Raw genomic sequence first — 21,801 nt, forward strand, 5'->3', positions numbered from 1 at the left:
CCGGACTCCGGCGATGACAGTGCACGCGCCCGATGCGGCGTTCGCTGGCGCCGAATGGCTGTTTTCGATCGGCCGCGGGGACGTCCCGGCCGTCGAAGGATTGGTTCCGGTTGCCTCGTTCGATCGCGAAGGGCAGAATCCGGATGTCGTAGCCATGATCGAGCGTGCGGCCAGTTATGGGGCACGCGCGGTCTTCTTCGAGGCGCAGCGACAAGGACGGACCCCGGTCGCGCAGGCGTTCGTCTTCGACACCAAGGATCATCCCGACGACACAAGATTTGCCGAACTCCACAAGCGACTATGGAGCTGGGGCGGCGTGCCGCTGGTCTATCGCGCAGGACCGGGCGTCATCCAGTTGTTTCGCTGCGCACACCAGCCGGATTTCGTCGGTACGGACGATCGTCCGATATGCAATCCGATCCGCACGCTGGAATTGGGCGCGGCGATCGCGGAGCAAGATGTCTGGTGGGACGCGCAGCGAATCCGCAATGGCGCGATCTGGGATGACCCCGACGCATGCCTGCTCATGCTGTCCGCGACCAAGTCGGCTCACCGCAAACTGGTCGCCGGGGTCCGCGCGCTCGCCATACAGCTTTCGGACAGCGAATTGCTTGACCCGGCGCTGCGCCGCCGGCTGCTCATCCTGTCACTGCTGATCGCATATCTCGAAGAGCGACTGGTCTTGCTCCCCCATGATTTCGCGAGCGCCCTGCCCGGTGCCTCTCGCTTCTTCGAGGTCCTTGCCGACGGTCCGGCGCTGATCAGGCTGCTCGAAGCGCTTGAGGCAAGATTCAACGGCCATGTCTTCCGACTTCGCGACAGCGAACGCGCCGCCTTGGCCAAAACTTCCGATCTCGCCCGCTATGCGCGATTGGTGCAGGGCTATGAAGATGAAACCGGCCAGCTCAGCTTCTGGCGCCTTTATTCGTTCCGAGACCTGCCGGTCGAGCTGATCAGCAACATCTACCAGCTCTTCGTGAAAGACGAGGCCAGCTCCATCTACACGCCGCCGGCGCTTGTTCGACTGATGCTCGAGGAGGTTCTCGATTGGGATCGGATCGACGCGCTGATGGAAAGCGACGGAGTCATCCTCGATCCGGCATGCGGTTCGGGCGTTTTCCTCGTCGAGGCGTACAAGCGGCTCGTGCTCCATTGGCGTTCGCGCAACGGATGGGTGCATCCCGGCGTGGAAACTCTTCGCGGGCTGCTCCAGCGCATTCATGGCGTCGATCTCGAGGAAGGTGCGGTCGAGCTCGCAGCATTCAGCCTCTGCCTCAGCCTATGCGACGCCTTGAAGCCCGAGGATATTCGCGCCAGCGTGAAGCTCTTCCCACGCCTTGCCGGCGAGACGCTCCATTGGAGCTGCTTTTTCGACGCAAAGAAAAATGGCCTTATCGCGCAGAAGGTCGCGATCATTGTCGGCAACCCGCCCTTCGCCTCGTCGCTGACGACCAAGGGTGCTCGCGATTGCGCCGCGTCGTATACGAAGGAGTACGGCCCCCTCGCCGACAAGCAGCTCGCCTACCTGTTCCTCCACGAAGCCATGGCGATGGCGACTAAAGGCGGCATTCTCGCAATGATCGAGCCGTCGGGGTTCCTGTACAACCAGAATGCCCATTCGGTCCGCCAAGCGTTCTTCAAAACCTGGCGTGTCCGCGAGCTATTGGACTTTGTATCCGTCCGGGGACTGTTCAAAAAGGGAAACGCCGATCCGAAGATTGTCGTCGTAATCGCAGAGGCGGAAGATCCCGAAGTCGACGGCCGCCTCCTGCACGCAGCTTTCCGGCGCAACGGCCGGGCGACCGCAGAGCAGGGATTCGACATTGATTATTACGATCTTCACTGGATCAGCAACATCGATGCTCAACAGTCGCGGGACATCTGGCGGGCCAATCTGCTGGGGGGCAGCCGGGCGCACGATCTGATCAAGCGGCTGCGCACCTATCCTACGCTGCGACAATTCGCCGAACAGCGGCAATGGGATTTCGGCGAAGGCTATATTGCGGGACAGAAGGGTATCTCGCGCCCCGCCAACCATCTCATCGGCAAACCGCTCCTTCCCACCAGCGCGCTATCCAGCGCCGGTCTCGACACGAGCAATCTTGCCGTCGTGCCCAAGCAACCAATCAAGGATACGAAGACGGAGCGCCGATTTACGCCGCCGCTCCTGCTCATCAAAGAGCATGAAGATCTGCACCACGGGATGTGGACGGGTCACTATCTAACCTATAAACACGAGATCGTCGGCCTTGCGGCACCACGCGGTCAGCTCCCTCAACTCGCGGCGATTGGCGAATGGCTTGAACGGGAGTCGGTAGCCCTGCGAGCCTATATCGCGGGCATCAGCCCCCGCCTGTTTACGCAGCGTGCGACGGCGATCCTAAACGCAGACGTGCTTGCCCTACCCTATCCCGAAAGCGGGAATCTGGATCTCAGCGATAACGAAAGGATCATTGCTGAAGACATCGTCGAGCATCAGCGCGATTTCATTCGGCTTGGTACGGGTTCCGCCGTCATGCAGGCAGCCCCGCCAGCGGCCCTTGAAGCCTTCGACAAGGTGTTCACGCGGCAGTTGAATGCGATCTATTCGCGCACGCCGCTGCGCCCGCTTCCCGCACAAAAATGGTCCGGCGCTATTTGCCGGGCCTTTGCCTTCGGTGATGGCCAAGTCGATTGGACGGGTGCCGATGAACTACGCATCAAACTCGACAGCTTGTTGCGCGAGCGGCGGGGCTCGAGCCTGACGATCACGCGGATTACGCGACTGTACGACAAGGAATTCGTTTTTCTGCTCAAACCCGACCGGCACCGTTTCTGGACCCGATCGGTCGCGCTCCGCGATGCCGACGATGTTCTCGCCGATCTGCGAGGCCAGGGTTTCTGATATGCTGGCCGACGACGGTGAAAGCGTTGGTCATGCGGGTTCGCTTGACGCCGGCGTGCATCTTCCCGGCGAATGGTTCTCATCCCTGATCCGCTTCCTACGCGATGCCCTTCCGGGATGGCGCGACGATCCTGCGCGCGAAACGGCGACAGGGGAGACGAAGTTGACCGCGCAACTCTGCGCGCGCCTCGCCAGCCTGACACGGCACGCTCCGGGATGGGATTTTCTTCAGTTCCGGCGCGAGGAGCCCGACGAAACCAACGGCAATCGCGCAATCGATCTCGCCGTCGCGCCCTGCGGCGATGTCATATGGATCGAAGGGCGGGCGTACACCGAGTATCAGACCCTACTGCCCGTGGAATGCAAGCGCCTCCCCACGCCTCCTGGCTCTGACCGCGACGAGCGCGAATATCTGATCAGCCGTTTCAGCAGCGCGGGCGGAATCCAGCGTTTCAAGGCGGGCCACCATGGGGCTGCACACAATCGCGCGGCGATGATCGGGTACTTGCAGGCCGAAGATTGTGTCTTCTGGCGAACGCAGCTCGACAGTTGGATCGACGGCATTGTGGCGGAGCCGGTGGAAGGATGGTCCGAAAGCGACAAGATCACATTGCACGACCATGACGCCGGAGCGCGTCTTGCCGCTCTGCAGTCCAACCATGTCCGGAAGCCTGGCCTAGCGCCAATCCTCATCGATCACCTTTGGATCGAAATGTAGGTCACGCGTACCTGCCTGACCAATGCGCCGAAGGGAGGGAGCGAGGCCGATGCAGCGGACCGTGGAGATAGCCGATTTCGAGCTACCGCGCGGCGGCATTGCTATTTCCCAGCTGATGACGATGGACCGGGCGAAGAATGATCGACCGGACGCAGGAGCGCTTCGGCATCTGGCCGCATCGGCTTGTAGCGGACGCAGCCTATGGTTCCGCCGCGAACCTGGCGTGGCTGGTGGAAGAGAAAGGCATCGAGCCGCATATCCCCGTGTTCGAAAAATCCGGTCGCAATGACAGCAGCTTCGAGCGCGTCGACTTCATCTATGATTATGACGACGACAGCTATATCTGCCCGGGTGGCAACCACTTGCGGCGGTCTAATCGCAACTTCAGTACACCGCGCACCGGGATCGATAAGGACGGCTCCATCCGCTACCGCGCGCGTCAGCACGACTGCGAAGGCTGTGCTCTGAAGCCGCAATGCACGCCCAATGCGCCAGCCCGCAAGATCACGCGTTCAATCCACGAAGGCGCGCGCGACATGGCCCGCGATATCGCGACAACCGACGCCTATCTTGTGTCGAGCAGAGAGCGGAAGAAGGTCGAAATGCTGTTCGCCCACCTCAAGCGCATCCTGAAACTGGACCGCTTGCGTCTGCGCGGCCCCAATGGTGCCCGTGACGAGTTCCACCTCGCCGCCGCGGCCCAAAACCTCCGGAAAATGGCAAAGATCTTCCCGATCCAGCACCTCGCCACCGCCTGATCAAGGTGGGGAGGCCGTTCGCCTCCCGTCCGCTTCCACCCTCCGCAGTCCGCCGGGCGACTTCTTCAACAGAATAGGGCGCTAAGCCGACAATCATTCGTCGCCTCTGAGGTCGATTCGGACGGGCGGATCGACATCTTCTCCTCGGCCAGGATAGTCGTCGAAGACCGTGACACTGTTGTCGGAACAATTATCGCGCTGGGCGGTCAGCTTCGATGGTCGCCGCATTTTTTTGCGCTGTCTGGATCGAAGTCGATTGCCCGGCGAGCGCGATACGCCGGCGTGGTGAGGTTCCGGGAACAGGAATGAATTTGAAATGCTGGGTATCCGCCTCGAACGTCCGCGCTCGGCGGTTCATTTCCTGCGCGGTTTCTCGCAAAAGTGAAAAATCCACTGCAAAATATGTAGCTCAACGCGCAACCGGGATCGACGGTGGATCTAGAATTCTATGAGTTCGAATCCACGCGGTTTGAGGATCTTGCGGACCCAGCCCTTGTCGATCTGCAGATTCTCACCGGTCAGGTCGATTGCGGGATCCGCTCGCTCGAACAATGCGATGCAAAGTTCGTCCGTGTCGAAGCGCGACCTATACTGGATGCCATCGAACGCCGTCTCGGTATAAACGATCGCGGAAATCCGTTGCGTAATGTCGTAACCACCAGGATTGGTGACCGGATCGAAATCGGCCGCTACGCCGGCAGCGGTGGTCTGAAACCAGGCGAGACCGGGGCCATGCAGCTTGGCAAGGCGTAGTGTTCGTCTGGTCTTGAACGTAGCCGCGCGCTTCTGCTCGACACGGTCCCATAACAGGTCCCGGTCAGCGGGCTTCCGCAGCAGGCTTTCCGCGAACGGGCCAACCAGTGTTTTCCCAAGATAAAGAACGCCGAATTGTCCGTCGGGATCGTCCCAGCGCCAGGACGCGTCCTTGCGGCCATACCAGCGCGCGTCGACGGATTTGCCATGAACACGGTGCAGCGTCCGTCCGGCAGCGATCGTCGCCACCGGCATCATCGATTTTGCCGCCATTGTCAGTCGTCGAGTGTTTGGGCGACACGCACGACACGATCGACATCGTCTTGATTGCCCCTTAGGAGGTCGATCGGCCGCGCGTCGCCCAGACCGTCGTCGCCGCTCACCAGATACTGGAGGACCGCCCAGCCGCTCGCCCCGGGTGCAGCACCGAGAACGCGGGGAATCGCCGGGAGGATGGCATTGCCATCGAACTGGAATGCCGGAAACAGCTTGGCACCATTGTCATCGATCATGAGGAGGCGACGGTCCCGGGCGGCCTTGTAGACGGCCTGCACTGTCTTGTGTCCGAGCAGATTGCGAACTGCTTCGGCATCGAAAGCTCCACCTGCGGCTTCGATCAGTCGCCGTTTGAAGGCGATGGCCCGGGTAATCTCTTCCGCCTGTTCCGGATCGCCGGCTTCGACCGACGGAATGCCGCGCGCGATATTCAGGACAAGCGCGGGGACGTCGATGCTGCCAATCGCCGCCGTCTTGGCGGCAGCTGGCATCATCTTGATGATCCGGTCGGCGCTTGCCAGGATGCGGTCACGCAGGATGCGATCTACATCGATAGCGGCCATACTGGCTGTGCGAGACATGTCGGCGCTCCTAGTTTAGTGAGTTTCATATAGGGCATATTGGGAACGCTTTCAACCATCCACAGACGCCGAAACGATGAACCTTCAAACATGGACGTCGACGGACGTCGTGCCATCACGCTGGCTCCGTGGCCTTGGCGGCTGCCGCTTCAACTCGCTGGGAGTAGCAGTAAACACCGTCCAGTCGCCGTAGTAGACCCCGTCATGCTCGACATAATCGTTGAAGATGGTGAGGCGCCAATCGCACAGCGGGCCGACGACGTTCGACAATCCTCGCGCCCGCCAATCGGACATCACCGCCGGGAAGTAGCGGTCCATCACTTCAGGTGTGGCAGCAAATTTGACGTCACACATATAGGTGGTGTGGACATAAGCGAGCGGCCCGATGACGGGTCCATCACTGCCCCAGTCTTCGAGGTTCTCATCGGGATCTTTGCGACCATGATAGAGGTGGAGATAGAGTTGCGGAACATCCGGGGCGACGGCTTCGGCTCTTGGCATCGTATCACCGGTCTCATTCGCTTCGCGGGCGGCAATCCAGTCCAGATAGCCGAGACGCGTGTCATCGTTTGAGATCTCGTATTTCCAGTCGGCTAACGGATGACCGGCGCGGCGGCTCCACGGTCCCTGCTCTTCCGGCGCGGAAGCGATCGAAATCGGAGGCGGAACGAATGCGGCAATTTCGAACCAGGCGTCGGCCGCGGCTATGGATCCGAGCCCATTCAACTCGGTCCGGCTCATGAGAACATGGTCCGACCCGTTGGTGTCGAAATATAGCGGATCGCCCTCGCCGGTATAGACGGCACGCTGAGCGCTGAACGCGCCGACACACGGATCCGAATTGCGAACAAAAGGAATGCCGTGGTGGGTGCAGAAATCCTCGACCTGATCGAATTGCCCGCCAACCAGGCCATGGGCGCAGATTTCGAGGGCTTGGCCATCGACAATGTGGGACGCATCGACGGTCGCTCCAACCCAGTCGAGCATTCCATGGTCGCACGCTATGGCGTCGATCAGCGGCTCGATCAGATCGCTCCTGATCGCCCCGCCGATCCGAATGATCGCGGATGCACGGTCTGTCATGGGAACCTCCATCGTCTCGATGGCCCTGCGGACAATTCCGCCGCCACACCGAGCCCCCCCCCCACTCCCCCCTTTTCGCCTGTAAATTGGCCCAGCACGCAAACTATGGCGGTGACTGGGGGCCGCATTCGGCAGCGCCGATGAGGCTGCGAAGCTTCGACCATGCGAGTGCTTCGCCGGCGCACCGCCCTTGCCGGACGCCTATTTCGTACAGGCGATAGGTCAGGCTGACGATTTCAGGTGTGGCGTTCGAGGGGACGAGGATCAGGAAATCGCTTTCGTCGTCCAGGAGCTCGAAGACCGTGCCGTCGGTCGGCAAGGTCGTGACTGCAATGCTGGCCGAGCTCCCGAGCGCGGTGAGAGCCGTGTTGAAGCGGTCGACAAAGTCCTGATCGACCAGTGGATAGAAGTCGGACATCATGGCCCCCTTCGTGGATTCGGGATTCACTGCGGCCGCTCGGCGATGATCGCGGCGAGGACCTCGTCGGCCTTCTCGACAGGCAGGAAGAGCCGCGTCTTGTACTGGATCACCTCGCTGAACAGACCGCGCGCCTTCAGCCATTCGCGGTCCTGTGGCTGGAAATCCCGGACCTCGAAGCGCCGGCTACTGTTCACCATCGTGGAAACGAGGCGCGCGCCATGGAGGCCCGGGATCAGTGCGCCATCGCCGCCACGCGCCGCCTCGATCAGTTCATCGGGCGTGAGTTTGATCGAGGACTCAAGACCGAAGGCGGACTCCAGTTTCTCGAGCGCGGTGGGCATCACGATGCGTCCGAGGATGGACGTTCCCGCCGCGTCATCGATCCGCCAGACGCGGACATCGTCTTGCGGCAGCTTGTTCCAGACGGGCAAAAGGAGGCCGGTCGCGACGCTGATCGTGTCAATATCGACCTTATCGAGCGCTTCGGACACCTCTGCTTCCCAGAAGCTTTTGAAGCTATCGTGATCGACCTCTTTCCAGAAGGTGTGCCAAAGTTCGGCGAGTTGGATACGATTGGAACCCGTCGGCCGGACAAGCTCCAGCATCTTGACGGGGCGCCCCTCGTCGTCGGTGATCGACCAGGATGGAACGCAAACGGCGACGCGCCCCGAACGGCTGTTCCGCAGATATCGCACGTCGTCGGAGCTTCCCCAGATCTTGTCGAGGCGCGTCCATCCGGTGACGTGCGGCTTCAGATGAAGCTCGAGGCGGAGCAAACGCGTTTCGGCGCCGGATACCGGGTCTTTCCTGAGCACGCGCTCCGAGATCTGAACGATACGCTCGGCCCGGATCGCTTCGACGCCGAGGTCGAGCGTTCCGGCTTCGCGCGCTGCGTCGACGCGGGCCTGTATGAGCCCCATATATTCCTCGAAAACCGCGTTCTGGGTCGCGATCCTGAGCGCGAGGATGCGGTTGAGCCAGCGCTGGATCGGCGGCAGCTTGTCGAGCAAGGTGCCATGCTCATCGACAAGCTTCAGGCCTGTGATGATCTGGAATTTCTCGAGGCTGACGCTCGCGAGCTTGCCGGCGTGGAGGAGGTGATACCACTGGGTCAGGGCCTCGCGGGCATAGCTGCTTTCGAGATTATCGGCGGGATCGAACAGGTTCTGGCCGCCTGTCTGGCGTTGGCCGCGCGTGAGCGCGCCCAGCGTGTCGAGACGGCGCGCGATCGTGCTGATAAAGCGGCGTTCACCCTTGCAGTTGGTCGTGACCGGGCGGAACACCGGCGGCATGGATTGGTAGGTGCGGTGGGTGCGACCGAGGCCCTGGATCGCGATGTCGGCGCGCCATCCGGGTTCGAGCAGGAAGTGGATGCGCCGCTTGCGCGCGGTCGGGCAGTCCAGGTCAGCGTGGTAGGACCGCCCCGTGCCACCCGCCTCGGAAAAGACGAGGATGGGCTTTCGCCCCGACATGAAGTTGTCGGTCTCGGCGATGTTGGAACTGGACGTGCGACGCTCGACCTTCTGCCGGCCCTGCCCATCAACGACAATCCGCCGCGTGCGCCCCGTGACCTCGGAAACCATGTCGGTGCCGAAATGTACGATGAGAAAGTCGAGCGCAGCCGGAACAGGCGGCATCGAGCAGAGCCGCTCGATCAAATCGTCGCGCGCGGCGACCGCTTCCTGGCACAGGACACCGTTGCCGTCGTCATCGAGCATTGGCTCGGAGCGCATTGACCCATCGGTCGCGCGAAAGGCGCGCATTTGCCGGGTTGGGAAGGCGGTCTTCAGATAATCGACCATGGTGTCGAGTGGGGAGACATCGATCGAGAGGTTCGCCCGTTCTTCGGGTGACAGGTCAGCCAGGCGGCGGTCGAGTATTGCCTCGGCGGTACTGGTGAGCTGAACGACGGCGACATGGCCCGCGGCGAGTTCATCCTCGATCGCGCGAACGAGCGTCGGCATCTTCATCGCGATCAGGACCTGCGAGAAGAACCGCTGCTTCGCGCTTTCGAACCGGCTCAGCGCCGATCCCTTGGCCTGGGCGTTCATCGTCTGCCCCGAAATGCGGTCGACGATGTTCGACGCCTTCAGAACCTCGTCGAGGTTCTGGTGAATGATCGCCCATGCATCGGCATAGGCGTCGTAGATGTCGATCTGGTCCGGCGTGAGCTGATGCTCGAGCGGGTCATATTCGACGCCGGCGAAACTGAGCGCCCGGGCGGTGTAGAGACCCATGGACTTGAGATCGCGGGCGACGATTTCCATCGCGGCGATGCCGCCGTCGGTCATCGCGGCGAGAAAGCCGTCGCGATTGGCAAACGCCGTACCGGGACCCCAGAGCCCGAGCCGCGACGCGTAACTCAAATTTTCGGGCTTGGTGGCGCCGGTCGCCGATTCATAGACAACGCGGGCGCGCGGCAGCGCATTTTGCAGGCGGACCCCGGCGAGGCCCTGCTCGGATCCCTTGGCTTGCCGGTACTCGTCCTTGGTCCCGGCGGCGTTGCCCATCGAATGGGATTCATCGAAGAGGATCACGCCTTCGAACCCGGCGCCCGTCCACTCGAGAATCTGCTGCAGGCGCGAGCATTGGTCGTGGCGCTGGGACCGGAGCGTCGCATAGGTGAGGAAGAGGATGCCACTCGCCATGCCGATCGGCTGACCAAGCGGAAAGGCGTCGAGCGGCTGGACGTCGATTGGAAGCCCGCCGAGCGCGCTCCAGTCGCGCCGGGCATCTTCGAGGAGCGTCGCGCCCTTCGAGATCCACATGGCGCGCTGATTGCCGCAGTTCCATTGGTCCCGGATAATTGCGGCGCCTTCACGGCCCTTGCCGACGCCCGTCCCGTCCCCGATGAAGAAGCCCATGCGATAGGGGCGGCCTTCGGGGTCCTCGATCAGCAAGTCGCCTGCCGTGTTGGTGACGAACCGGCCCGAGAGGTCGCGCGAGAAGGCATCGCCTGCGTAAATGATCGCTTCGAGCTGGGCGTCTGACAGCGCCTCGCTTGCCCGCTTCTGGAAAAGCGGGCGATATTGGGGGATCGGGGGCAGAACCGACGCCATGGCGAGCGATTCCACGAGATCGTCGGGGTGGGGCTTCGCGCCTGGAATATCGATGCGGGCGAGCCGCCAAGGCGCATAGATACCGACCGGATCGCCGACAGGGAGCGGCGCGTCGCGGACCGAATAGGCGAGCGGCTGCGCTAGATCATCGGTCGCGGCGATCCGCGAGGGTGCGATGATCCTGGGGCCAGCGAGGCCGGAGAAGAGTGAGGACGACGAAGGCCTCAGCGCGGGACGCATCGGGATTACCGCCGGGGACGCCGGGGGCGGTTCGTCGGATGGGTCAAGCCGCGCCGGAGCCGCGAGCACGATGGGCAGCGCCGCCGCGATGGTGTCGACCGTGTGGCGCTCGGTTTGGCCGATCCAGCCCTTGTCGAAGACGATCAGGCGGACGGCGACGCTGGTGCCATGCTTCGCATAGGGACGGCCGAGAATCGTGATCTCGACGCGCGGGCGGGCAATTTCGGCGACGGAGACATAGCCGCTCGCGCCGCTCGCATCGTGCGCGAAGGTCGGCGACATGATCGCGACGCAGCGTCCGCCCTCGGCAAGACGCAGCAGCGCGGAGCGAAGATGGCGCGCTCCGGCATGGCGATCTTGGCCGCGCCCCTCGCTGCGGCTGAAGGGCGGGTTGATCAGGACAATTGTCGGCCGAACATCCGTCGGCAGCCGGTCGTTGATGAACTCGGCGTCATGGGTCGTGACTGGGCGGCCCGTCACGAGGGAAAGCAGCGCCGCCCGGCAGGGATCGCGCTCGTTGAGCGAAGCGCTCGCGCCCGCGGCGATCGCGCGCGCCGCAAGCATGCCGGTACCTGCCGACGGTTCGAGCACATGATCGCCAGCAGTGACCGCCGCCGCTCGGGCCGCGAGCCAGGACAGCGCCGCCGGCGTGCTGAACTGCTGCATATCGACCTGGTGCTCGCTGCGATAGGTCTGGGTCGGCAGCGCCTTCTCGAACGCGAGGATATCCGCGAATTCGTCTTCGGGCCCCCAGTCCGGGTTCGGGTCATCATCGGGCACGAGCGTGTCCGATGCCTGCGCGGCTTCGAGCGCGTCATAGGCATCGCGCATCGACCAGCGCCCGTCGGCATCGGAGCCGCGGAACGCTTCCACCATCAGGCGCTTGAGCAGCGAGCGGGTCACGGATTGCGGATCGGCGAGCCGGTCGCGCAGTGCGCGGGCGACGCCATAAAGGCGTTCGGCTTTTTCCCGGGCCTCGGTGCCCGGGGTTTCAGCGAGCTTCAGAAGCGGAAGGGTCATGGCAATTCTCCTGAAGAGGTTCGGGAGCAACACGCCCCCGCTGCCATCGCCCCTCCCCCTCTCCTCCCGACTGGAATGGGGGCATAAGAAAAGGGGCCGCGGCGCAGGACCGCGACCCCATAAAATCGAAGAGCGAGATTAGGCCGCGTCGGAGAGCGGCTCGTCCTCGTGGGTATCATCGGCGGGATCGCCCGCCGCCTCGGGTTCGACGGTGCCGCTCGTTTCGTCTTCGCCATCATCGTTCACCGGCTCGGCGACCGGATGCTCGAAGCGCATGGCGTCAGGCAGCCAGGCAAGCGCCTTTTCCTTGACGTCCGCCTCGACGATGATGTTCCCGGCGAAGAGCTGTTCAGCCGAAGAGGCGAGCAGGTTCTTCTTCGACGCCCCGTAGCGCTGGCTGAGCTCGCTGCCGCCGATCTCCTGAAAGAGGTCGATGATGGAGCTCTTGGTGAGCCGCTTGAAATAATTCTTCGCGGTCGGGCGCCACCAGGCGGCGACATCGATCTTGAGCTTGCGACCGAGATGATCGACGAAACCGCTGGCGGAATCTTTCATGGGCACCGCATGGATCGTCCGGGCGATCGCCCAAGCGAGCCAAGCCGCACGCGCTTCTTCGCCGAGCGCGCAGAAGGCATCGTAGCGCCCGGCGACGCCGATGTTCGGCTGGACCCAGCTTCGATCGAGCCCCTCTTCGAGCTTGGCCCATTCGTCAGCCGCGAGCGATCCGCTTTCGAAGCCAATGACACGCGACGGCGCGGCATCGGCGCGAAGGTCGCTGGCGAGATCGGAAGCGTAGCGCCGTAAAGCCGCATCGACCATCACGAAGGTTCCGAGATCGAGCGCAAAGCGGGGATCGCTTGCGACATGGACACGAAGCAGTTCCGCCTTCATCGTTGCGAGCTCGTCGATGAGTCGTTGGCTCATTGCCGGTTTCGCCGAGACAGAGCCGTCGGTCTCGGCGTCGCTATCATCGTCGCCATCGATGTCTTCGTCGGCCTCGGTCGGCACCATGTAGGCCTGATGGTGCACACGCGGCTGGCCATCTTCGCCGATGACGAGGAAGGCAAGTGCCGCGGCCTTTTGGTCGTCGGTCAAGACCGCCGGTCGATTCTGGATGCCGCTCAGTTCGGATTCAAGTTCGCGATACCGCTGTTCCTCGTCCTCGGTGATGCCGTCATCACTCTCGTCGGCAGATTCGGCGATCATGTTCATCTCAGCTTCGATTTCGGCGCAGCGCGCTACCTCCTCTGCGGTCGGTTCAGGAATCTCGCCGCGGACCGGGCGGAGGCCGTCATAATCCGCGAACGAGATGCGCGTCATCGGGACCGCGCGAATTTCCGCGAAGCCCTCGCGCGCCCGGATCGCTTCGGCTTCCGCAGCCAGCTTCTCATCAGCGAGGCGGTCGAGGACGTCGCCATCGATCCAGTTCTCGGATGCACTGTCGGAAAAGAGGTCAGAGTCGATCCGCCCGCCCGCCTCGACATAGGCATCGCGGCCGACGAGCAGCGCTTTCGGGTCGCCGCCCCGGTAGCTGCCGGCGGCGAGCTCACGCCGGATGGTGTACGGGTCGTTGCGGTAATAGCTGTCGCGATATTGCTCGAAGACGCGGGATTGGCGAGCCGTATCCGAGGTGCTGCCATAGGCCTTTGCAATTTCGAGGGTGATTTCGCCCTTGCGCAGCGCATCGAAGATCGTCTCGTGGAGATCGGCGAGACGGACGCGGCCGAGCACGAAGCGCTCGGTTTTGCCGAAGCGCGCCGCGACCTGGGCCGCAGTCTTGTCCTCCTTCTCGATCATGTTCTTGAACGCCATGCACTCGTCCGCGGCGGTCATCGGGAGCTTGTTATTCTCGGCGTAGCTGAACTCGATGGCACGCTTCGCGTCCGGCATCACCATGACCGGAATCTTGAAGTCGTCCGGGAGCCGCCCCTTTTCGATCAGGACGTGCACGCGCTCGAGGCGCCGACCGCCGCCGAAGATGCTGTAGTGGTCCTTCTTGCGCTTGACTGCCGTACCAATCAAATTCTGGAGCACGAAGCCGGCCTCGCCGATCATCGCCTCCAGTTCTGCGTCGGCATCGGGATCGCTTTCGGTCCTGACGTTGAGCGGCGAAGGGACGCAGTTGCGCGCAGGCGCGTATACGATGGGAAATGACATAATCAGTCTCCTGGCGGCGGAAGCCCGACCATTCAGGCCGCTCGGCGCCGCCAGTCCCCCACTCCCTTCCCTCCTTGCCTGAGGACATCGTTCCAGTCGTTTCGGCCGTTCCATGGCCAGATCGTATCGATGCGTCGTCCGGGCACCGCGTGCGCCTTCACGGCGAGCGGCACGGCGAGGCGGCCGGCACGGTCGTTGTCGGGCAACAGGATGAGACGCGACACCGATTCTGGAATAGTAATTTGTGGGATGCGCTCATTGCCGAGTGCGGCCCAGACCGGGATGCCGAGGAGGATCATCGCCGAGATCGCTGTCTCGACGCCCTCGGCAATTCCGAGTGTATAAGCGGCCGGCGCGAGTCGAACCGCACCTGTGCGGGGGTGACCGAGCAATCTGCGAGGGTGCCGGAGGTCGCGCGCGCGTCGGCCCCTGCCATCAAGGAAGGTCCGTTGGACGGCCAACAATCCCGAGTCATCGGTTACCGCGGCGAGCATCGCCGGTCGAAACACGGCCAGTCGGCCCTTGCCGAGAGGCGTTCGGGGAGCGAACCGCAGGCAGTTAGGTGCAATATCGATCGACCTGTTCCGCAAATAGGTCTCCGCGATTGTCCAGTTTATTGGCCGACCAATGCCCCACAGGTCACGGGCACGCTGCTGTAGCCATTCTTTAGGGAGGGAGGATGGCGCCCCCCTGCCGTCACGTGCGTCGAGGGCGTTCAGACCGTCGCGGCGAAGCGCCCGGAGCACATCGGAAATATCGCAGCCGGCAAAGCATTTGAACAAAAGTCGTGTTTCGCCAATCCTGACCGACAGGCTCGGGGTTTTATCCTCATGAGCAGGGCAGCGGCACATGCCAGAATCGCCAGACCAAGTCCCGCCGAAGCGGCGCACAAGAACGGCCCCGGCGACTTCGAGTTCTGGCTTGCGAGACGTTGAAAACCCTGCAGGCATGGCGAGCCTCTTCATCAGGACGGATACGCAATAACCCCCTCTTTTCCTCCTCGCTCCGCTTGGCTGCGGCATTAGTCTGTGGCCCCGCGGCGCGGGAATGCCGCCGACCGGTAGCTACGTGCCCTCCTCCTTGTGAAAATCGTGCCGCCGACCATGCTTGAGCGGGCGAAAGCTGCGTTGGAACCGCGCGCAAAAATGTCTCGTTGCGAGGACATGAAAGATGCGGGATTCCGATGACACTCCGGTTGAGATCGTATTTATCGAGCCCCTTACGGTACGGATTTCCACTGCCGTCAAGCTCACCGGAATCAGTCGATCCAGGATTTACGAACTCATCGAGTCCGGCGACCTTGAAACCGTCAAGGTCGGCCGATCTACGCTGATCCCATATAAAAGTCTGAAAGCCCTAACCAGCGCATAATCGGTTGCGCCACCGCTCGAAAAGAGGGTCCCAAATTTTCGTTCCCACCGTGTAGCTCGCGTCGGAGCAGCTATTGATCGCTTGGTCCATGCGGAGTCACATGCTGGCTATCTAGCTATGATCGTGCAAAGAGCAACAATGGCCCGATATCATGGCTATCGGCTACTTTAAGTGCGGCAACATAAGCTGCTCTCGTTTCGCTGGCATTGACCAGGCCAACGCTTCCCCATGTAAACGGTGTACATCCGAGTTGGACCGCCAGCATGTCGCCGACCATACGCGAAAAACGGCCATTGCCGTTCGGGAAAGGATGGATGGCAACGAGCCGGTGGCTGAATCGGACGGCAATTTCATCGGGTGGGTAGGTTCCATGCTCGACCCAATATCGCGTGTCGTCGATCAGTTGACGAAGGTCCATGGGGATTCTGTAAGCATCGACGCCAATGTTGCGCGGCGTGGTGCGATACTGCCCGGCCCAACGCCACACGTCTCCGAACATGCGTTTGTGAAGCTGGTTCATGAAATCCTGATCGAGAATATCCCGCTTCCGGCTCATCACCCATCGTAAAGCTTGCCTGATATTGATCTGTTCGGCTTCATTCAGCTCATGCCGCATGGTGATATAGGACGGGATGAGTTGTTCGCGCTCCTCGGCGGTCAGCGGCGTGTTGGCGTCGTCGTCATCGTTAAACAGCTTATCTGTCATTCATCATCCCACAGGCCGCGCAAGGAGCCGGATAGAATGAGTTCGATCATGCGCCGCTGTTCTTCGTCGAGATCGGCTTTGAGCAGGGCCTGATTTTCCAGCCGCATGGTATGGTCCAGCCGCGCAATATCCTTGCTCGCTTTCTGCTTCGCGCGGTCGCGCAGGATATCATCAAGCGGCTTCGTCGGTACGAAGGCATAAACGAAAGTGCAGTTCATTGCCTCAGCCGCCTGACGCAGCGTCTTAATCGTGGTGGATCCGCTGACTTCGGCCTTCTCAATCACGGGAATGCGCGAAATCGATGTTCCCATACGAGCGGCAAGCTGGCGGACCGTCATGCCCAGAGCTTCGCGTATTGCCTTTATCCAGCCTCTTGGGGGCACGGCAAAAGACGTTTCGCGCAAGGGCGCGAAACGTCTTTCGAGTTGCTTGCGGGCAAGGGCGGCCTGATCTTCGTTCATATATATATGTCCTGATGAGCCGAAGATGTATATATAAATATGAACATATCAAGATATTTTGATCGTAAATTTATGATCGTTACCTCATAAAATATACATAAATATATGAACGTACTACCGCAAAACCTGAGCGCGCTAGGCAGTCATTCGGCCGCCCCTCTGAAAAGATGGCCGCACAATCTGTGCGCCATCGCGGAGCTGGTCGAGATAGTCCGACCAGTGCTGCATCATGCGCACACGCTCATCCCAATATTCGCCGCGCGTGTAGATTCGCCGCGTCGCGTTTGCATCCAGATGCGCGAGCTGCCTCTCGATCGCATCGGGATGCCACATGCCCATCTGGTTGAGAAGAGTCGCGGCTGTCGAACGGAAGCCATGCGCCGTCATCTCCTCGCGGCTATAGCCGAGACGCCGAAGGGCCGCGCTCACCGTATTCTCGGACATGCAGCGCCGGGAAGTTCGAAATGAGGGGAACAGAAATTGCCCATGGCCCGTGAGGCCGTGCAGCGCTTCAAGCATTTCGAGAACCTGCCTGGACAGCGGGACACAATGCTGACGGCGCATTTTCATCTTGTCGGCCGGGATCGTCCACACCGCGTCCTCGACATCGATCTCCGTCCATTCCGCCTGTCGCAGTTCGCCCGGCCTCACGAAGACATGCGGCGTCAGTCGCAGCGCAATTGCCGTGATTTCGTGACCAGCATATCCTTCGATAGCGCGCAGGAGCGCCCCTGTTTCCTTGCGGGTCGTGATCGCGGCGTGGTGCTTTACCTTCGGAGCCGTGAGCGCGCCGCGCAAGTCAGCCGCAAGATCACGGTCCGCCCTTGCGGTGGCGATCGCGTATCGGAAGACCCTGCTGATCACGCTGCGCATCCGACGCGCACTTTCATACCGTCCATTGGCCTCGACCTTACGGAGTACGGCCAGAACCTCCTGGGGCGTGATTTTCGAGATCGGACGGCTGCCGATCAGTGGATTGGCGATATCGAGGAGCCAGCGAATTTTGCGAAGCGTGACGGCCGCGCGCTCTTCCCGTTCGTTTTTCGCCAGCCATTCCTCTGCGATCGTCTTGAACGTGTTGTCCTCGGCGATCTTTCGGGTGATCCGTTCGACCTTCTTTTCCGCGGCCGGATCGAGCCCTGCAAGAAGCAGCTTTCGCGCTGCGTCGCGCAGTTCCCGAGCGGAAGCAATTCCAATATCAGGCCACGAACCGAAGTAGAGAGTCTTTTGTCGGCCCAGGTGACGATAGTTCATTCGCCAGACCTTTGCTCCGCTCGGTCTGACCACGAGATATAGGGCATCGCTATCGGCCATTTTATAGGCCTTTTCTGCGGGCTTGGCGTTCGAAATCTGGATGTGGGTAAGCGTCATGATGGTTTCACCTGCAAGAGGCTGACCGGAACCATCAAAAACACCATCAAAGCTGATGGTACGCTGATGGTTCCGGCTGGATCAGCCTGGATTCCATTCAGCGATTCTCATCGAAAAACGGTGGAAAACCAGCCGCTTGCTGGACGTTCCCGGACGTTGCCGGAAAGGTCACTGGTGCCCAGAAGAGGACTCGAACCTCCACGACCTTGCGATCGCCAGCACCTGAAGCTGGTGCGTCTACCAATTCCGCCATCTGGGCACGGGGTAGGAGCGGGCGCTTAGCGGCGCCGTGCTCGGCTTGTCAACCGCGCTGCGCATCTCGACGCATATTTTATCGGCAATCGGCGGTTTCACGCGCGCATCGCCGCCCTGCCCCTTGCCCGCCGCGCTGCTTCGCGGCATGGGGAGCGCCTGGATGCCGCCCCGGCGGCTTTAGAGAATCGGATACAGGCGGACATCATGCAGAAGCTCGACGGACAGTTGATCACCGTATTCGGCGGCAGCGGCTTCCTCGGCCGCTATGTCGTGCAGCGGTTGCTCGCGCGCGGCGCGCGGGTGCGCGTCGGCGAGCGCGAGCCGCGCAAGGCGCTGTTCCTCAAGCCGCTCGGCGGGCTCGGCCAGACGCAGTTCGTCGCCGCCGACGTCCGCGATGCCGCCAGCGTCCTCCGCGCCGTTCAGGGCAGCGATGCGGTGATCAACCTCGCCGGCAGCTTCGACGACATGAAGGCGGTGCAGGCCGATGGCGCCGGGCATGTCGCCGCCGCGGCGAAAGCCGCGGGCGTCCGCGCGCTCGTTCACGTCTCGGCGATCGGCGCCGACCCCGAAGGCGCATCGGCCTATGCGCGCAGCAAAGGCGCGGGCGAGGCCGCGGTGCGCGCCGCCTTTCCCGCGGCGGCGATTCTGCGCCCGTCGATCCTCTTCGGCCGCGAGGATCATTTCATCAACCGCTTCGCGGCGCTGATGCGCCTGTCGCCGGTCGTCCCGGTGATCGCGCCGCAGACGAAGCTCCAGCCCGTCTATGTCGGCGACGTCGCCGATGCGGTCGTCGCCGCGCTCGGCGAGGCTGCCGCGGGCCGGACGTTCGAGCTCGGCGGACCGCAGGTGCAGACGATGGCGGCGCTTCAGCATTGGGTCGCCGCAGCGACGGGGCGCAAGCGGCTGTTCGTCGAGCTTCCCGACGCGGTGTCGGGCGCGATTGCGACCGCTTTCGGCTGGGCGCCGGGCGCGCCGATCACCAAGGATCAGTGGCTGATGCTCCAGCAGGACAATGTCGTCGCGGAGGGCGCCGCCGGGCTCGGTTCGTTCGGCATCGTCCCGACCTCGCTCGACGCGGTCGCCGACGGCTGGCTGGTCCAGTATCGCCGCCACGGGCGCTTCGCCCAGACCGCCTGACCGCCGCGCGGCCCCCGCATCAAATCGCCGCTGGCAAAATCGCCCTGCCCCCCGTAGGTCTGGCGACGGACAGGGGCGTCCGGCGAAGGTCGGGCGCCCTTTCGAGTATCGCAACGTTGACATGGGAACCTTATGAGCATCTGGCTGACCGCGATCATCCTCGGCATCGTCGAAGGGCTGACCGAATTTCTTCCCGTTTCATCGACCGGACACCTGATCCTCGCGACCGAACTGCTCGGCTATGACGCGTCGAAATGGGCGGTGTTCAACATCGCGATCCAGCCGGGCGCGATCCTGGCAATCGTCGTCCTCTACCGCCATCTCTTCTGGGATATGTTCACCGGCTTCTTTCGGCGCGACCCGCAGGCCATCGCCTTCGTGCGCAACCTGCTGCTCGCCTTCATCCCCGCGGTCGTGCTCGGGCTCGCCTTCGGCGATCAGATCGAGGCGCTGCTGGAGAATGCGACCGTCGTCGCCTGGGCGCTGATCATCGGCGGCATCGGCATATTGCTCGTCGAGCGCTTCGCGAAGCCGCGGGAAAGCGGCGGAGTCGCAGCGCTGTCGATCCGCCAGTCGGTCATCGTCGGCATCGTCCAGTGCCTCGCGATGGTTCCCGGCGTCAGCCGCTCGGGCGCGACGATCATGGGCGCGATGGCGCTCGGCGTCGACCGCAAGACCGCCGCCGAATTCAGCTTCTTCCTCGCGCTGCCGACGCTGACCGGCGCGACGGTGCTCCAGCTCGCCAAGCACCACGACGCAATCACCCGGAACGACATCGGGCTGATCGTGGTCGGCGCGCTAGTGTCGTTCGTCGTCGCCTGGGCGGTGATCAAGGCCTTCCTGGCGGTCGTCACCCGCTATGGCTTCGGCCCCTTCGCCTGGTATCGAATCATCGTCGGGGTAGCGGCGCTGGCGTGGCTCGCCGCCAGATAGGTCCGAAACGATACCAATAAGCGAAAGATTATTACGCAGCGCCACTGTTAGCATGATTCGATACGGAATTTAGGACAGTGAAGCTACCATAATTGCGATTTTGCTCGTGACAGGCGATTTCGCGCCATGCCATCGCCCCTTCCAACGAAGGGGATACTGCATGGCTTCCGAACGCATGCTCCAATTTGTGGGGCGTGACCAATCCTATCCGGACAAGCGCTCGCCCGAGGAGCGCGCGCGCGATTTCCGCGAGATCGCCGAGCGCTACGCGGCGCCCGACGCCGATGCGCAGGCGTCGCGCTGCTCGCAATGCGGCGTGCCCTATTGCTCGGTGCATTGCCCGCTGCACAATCATATTCCCGACTGGCTGCGCCTGACCGCCGAAGGGCGGCTGCGCGAGGCCTATGAGCTCAGCAACGCAACCTCGACCATGCCCGAGATTTGCGGCCGCATCTGCCCGCAGGATCGCCTGTGCGAAGGCAATTGCGTGATCGAATTTTCGGGGCATGGCGCGGTGACGATCGGCAGCGTCGAGAAATATATCACCGACACCGCCTGGGCCGAAGGCTGGGTCGAGCCGGTCCGGGCGGGCAAGCCGACCGGCCAGTCGGTCGGCATCGTCGGCGCGGGCCCCGCGGGGCTGACCGCAGCCGAATATCTGCGCGTCCAGGGGCATGAGGTGCATGTCTATGACCGGCACGACCGCGCCGGCGGGCTGCTCACCTATGGCATTCCGGGCTTCAAGCTGGAGAAGGAAGTGGTCATGCGCCGCATCGAGCGGCTGGAGGAAAGCGGTATCCGCTTTCACCTGGGCTTCGCGGTCGGCGAGGATGCGACGCTCGATCAGCTCCGCGCGAAGCACGACGCGATCCTGATCGCGACCGGCGTTTACAAGGCGCGCGAGATCAACGTGCCGGGCAGCGGCGCCGGAGGCGTGATCGCCGCGCTCGACTATCTGATCGCCTCGAACCGCAAAAGCTTCGGCGACGAGGTTCCGGCTTTCGACGACGGCCGCCTGAACGCAAAGGACAAGCATGTCGTGGTGATCGGCGGCGGCGACACCGCGATGGACTGCGTCCGCACCGCGGTGCGTCAGGGCGCGAAGTCGGTGAAATGCCTCTATCGCCGCGACCGCGAGAATATGCCGGGCTCGCAGCGCGAGGTCGCCAACGCCGAAGAGGAAGGCGTCGAGTTCGTCTGGCTCTCCGCCCCCGAAAGCTTCACCGCCGACACGCATGTGAAACAGGTCGCGGCGCAGGGAATGCGCCTCGGCGCCCCCGACGCGAGCGGCCGCCGCAGCCCCGAGCCCGATCCGGGCCGCAGCTTCGACCTGCCCGCCGACATGGTGATCAAGGCGCTCGGCTTCGATCCCGAGGAGCTGCCGCACCTGTTCGGCGCGCCCGACCTGTCCGTCACGCGCTGGGGCACGCTGCGCGTCGATCACCAGACGATGATGACCAGCCTGCCCGGCGTCTTTGCGGCAGGCGACATCGTGCGCGGCGCCAGCCTGGTCGTCTGGGGCATCCGCGACGGCCGCGATGTCAGCGACCAGATGGCAAAGTGGTTGAAAGCGAAAGCGAAAAGCGAAAAGAAGGCAGCATGACCAACAGGGAAGGA

16 protein-coding genes, 1 tRNA gene and 1 pseudogene are annotated in these 21,801 nt (G+C 62.6%); 7 read left to right on the plus strand and 11 right to left on the minus strand.

What is annotated here, in order from left to right; translation table 11 throughout:
* Positions 1-13: 13 nt before the first annotated feature.
* The 3 genes and pseudogenes from VHO04_RS10965 to VHO04_RS10975 all read left to right on the plus strand — a co-directional run.
* A complete protein-coding gene (locus VHO04_RS10965) occupies positions 14-2,884 on the plus strand; it encodes an HsdM family class I SAM-dependent methyltransferase (protein ID WP_062900451.1) in 2,871 nt (956 codons plus the stop codon).
* A 1-nt stretch (position 2,885) separates the two neighbouring features.
* Entirely contained in the window at positions 2,886-3,602 is a 717-nt protein-coding gene (locus VHO04_RS10970; RefSeq protein ID WP_062900452.1) for a hypothetical protein, read from the plus strand.
* A 131-nt stretch (positions 3,603-3,733) separates the two neighbouring features.
* A pseudogene (locus VHO04_RS10975) lies at positions 3,734-4,360 on the plus strand (transposase); the annotation flags it as partial.
* Positions 4,361-4,798: 438 nt separating this feature from the next.
* Here VHO04_RS10975 and VHO04_RS10980 read toward each other — a convergent pair.
* The 7 genes from VHO04_RS10980 to VHO04_RS11010 all read right to left on the minus strand — a co-directional run bounded on the left by VHO04_RS10980 (position 4,799) and on the right by VHO04_RS11010 (position 14,915).
* Positions 4,799-5,386, minus strand: coding sequence for an RES family NAD+ phosphorylase (locus VHO04_RS10980; RefSeq protein WP_062900453.1), 588 nt, complete (start codon positions 5,384-5,386; stop codon positions 4,799-4,801).
* A gap of 2 nt (positions 5,387-5,388) precedes the next feature.
* Complete coding sequence (locus VHO04_RS10985) at positions 5,389-5,970, minus strand: hypothetical protein (RefSeq protein WP_062900454.1); 582 nt, start codon at positions 5,968-5,970, stop codon at positions 5,389-5,391.
* 84 nt (positions 5,971-6,054) lie between these two features.
* A complete protein-coding gene (locus VHO04_RS10990; RefSeq protein WP_120216964.1) occupies positions 6,055-7,053 on the minus strand; it encodes a hypothetical protein in 999 nt (332 codons plus the stop codon).
* A gap of 103 nt (positions 7,054-7,156) precedes the next feature.
* Positions 7,157-7,474 (minus strand): hypothetical protein, encoded by a 318-nt coding sequence (locus VHO04_RS10995; protein ID WP_322309456.1) that lies wholly within the window; start codon positions 7,472-7,474, stop codon positions 7,157-7,159.
* Between the two features lie 23 nt (positions 7,475-7,497).
* Positions 7,498-11,793 (minus strand): strawberry notch family protein, encoded by a 4,296-nt coding sequence (locus VHO04_RS11000; RefSeq protein WP_062900456.1) that lies wholly within the window; start codon positions 11,791-11,793, stop codon positions 7,498-7,500.
* 138 nt (positions 11,794-11,931) lie between these two features.
* Complete coding sequence (locus VHO04_RS11005; protein WP_062900457.1) at positions 11,932-13,950, minus strand: ParB/RepB/Spo0J family partition protein; 2,019 nt, start codon at positions 13,948-13,950, stop codon at positions 11,932-11,934.
* 32 nt (positions 13,951-13,982) lie between these two features.
* Positions 13,983-14,915, minus strand: coding sequence for a DUF7146 domain-containing protein (locus VHO04_RS11010; protein ID WP_223181169.1), 933 nt, complete (start codon positions 14,913-14,915; stop codon positions 13,983-13,985).
* 205 nt (positions 14,916-15,120) lie between these two features.
* Between VHO04_RS11010 and VHO04_RS11015 the strand changes: the two genes are divergently transcribed.
* Positions 15,121-15,321: a helix-turn-helix domain-containing protein gene (locus VHO04_RS11015; protein ID WP_062900458.1), complete on the plus strand. Its 201-nt coding sequence runs from the start codon at positions 15,121-15,123 to the stop codon at positions 15,319-15,321.
* Positions 15,322-15,436: 115 nt separating this feature from the next.
* On the opposite strand, the gene VHO04_RS11020 is transcribed toward VHO04_RS11015, so the two are convergent.
* From VHO04_RS11020 to VHO04_RS11035, 4 genes are all read right to left on the minus strand, one after another.
* Positions 15,437-16,027, minus strand: coding sequence for a mobile mystery protein B (locus VHO04_RS11020; RefSeq protein ID WP_062900459.1), 591 nt, complete (start codon positions 16,025-16,027; stop codon positions 15,437-15,439).
* The gene (locus tag VHO04_RS11025; protein ID WP_062900460.1) at positions 16,024-16,488 is read right to left on the minus strand and encodes a mobile mystery protein A; all 465 of its coding nucleotides are present in this window, start codon (positions 16,486-16,488) and stop codon (positions 16,024-16,026) included. Before VHO04_RS11025 ends, VHO04_RS11020 begins: the two co-directional genes overlap by 4 nt.
* Positions 16,489-16,623: 135 nt before the next feature.
* Positions 16,624-17,859, minus strand: coding sequence for a tyrosine-type recombinase/integrase (locus VHO04_RS11030; protein WP_062900461.1), 1,236 nt, complete (start codon positions 17,857-17,859; stop codon positions 16,624-16,626).
* Positions 17,860-18,031: 172 nt separating this feature from the next.
* Positions 18,032-18,118, minus strand: a tRNA-Leu gene (locus VHO04_RS11035).
* A gap of 200 nt (positions 18,119-18,318) precedes the next feature.
* Between VHO04_RS11035 and VHO04_RS11040 the strand changes: the two genes are divergently transcribed.
* From VHO04_RS11040 to VHO04_RS11050, 3 genes are all read left to right on the plus strand, one after another.
* Positions 18,319-19,251 (plus strand): complex I NDUFA9 subunit family protein, encoded by a 933-nt coding sequence (locus tag VHO04_RS11040; protein ID WP_329628333.1) that lies wholly within the window; start codon positions 18,319-18,321, stop codon positions 19,249-19,251.
* 132 nt (positions 19,252-19,383) lie between these two features.
* Positions 19,384-20,184 carry an undecaprenyl-diphosphate phosphatase gene (locus VHO04_RS11045; protein WP_329628334.1) on the plus strand — a complete coding sequence of 267 codons (801 nt, stop codon included), beginning with the start codon at positions 19,384-19,386 and terminating at the stop codon, positions 20,182-20,184.
* Positions 20,185-20,344: 160 nt separating this feature from the next.
* Positions 20,345-21,787, plus strand: a complete 1,443-nt coding sequence (locus tag VHO04_RS11050) for an NAD(P)-dependent oxidoreductase (protein WP_329628335.1) — start codon at positions 20,345-20,347, stop codon at positions 21,785-21,787.
* Positions 21,788-21,801 lie beyond the last annotated feature (14 nt).

Origin of the sequence: Sphingopyxis sp., assembly GCF_036261875.1 — a bacterium.
Classification (GTDB): domain Bacteria; phylum Pseudomonadota; class Alphaproteobacteria; order Sphingomonadales; family Sphingomonadaceae; genus Sphingopyxis.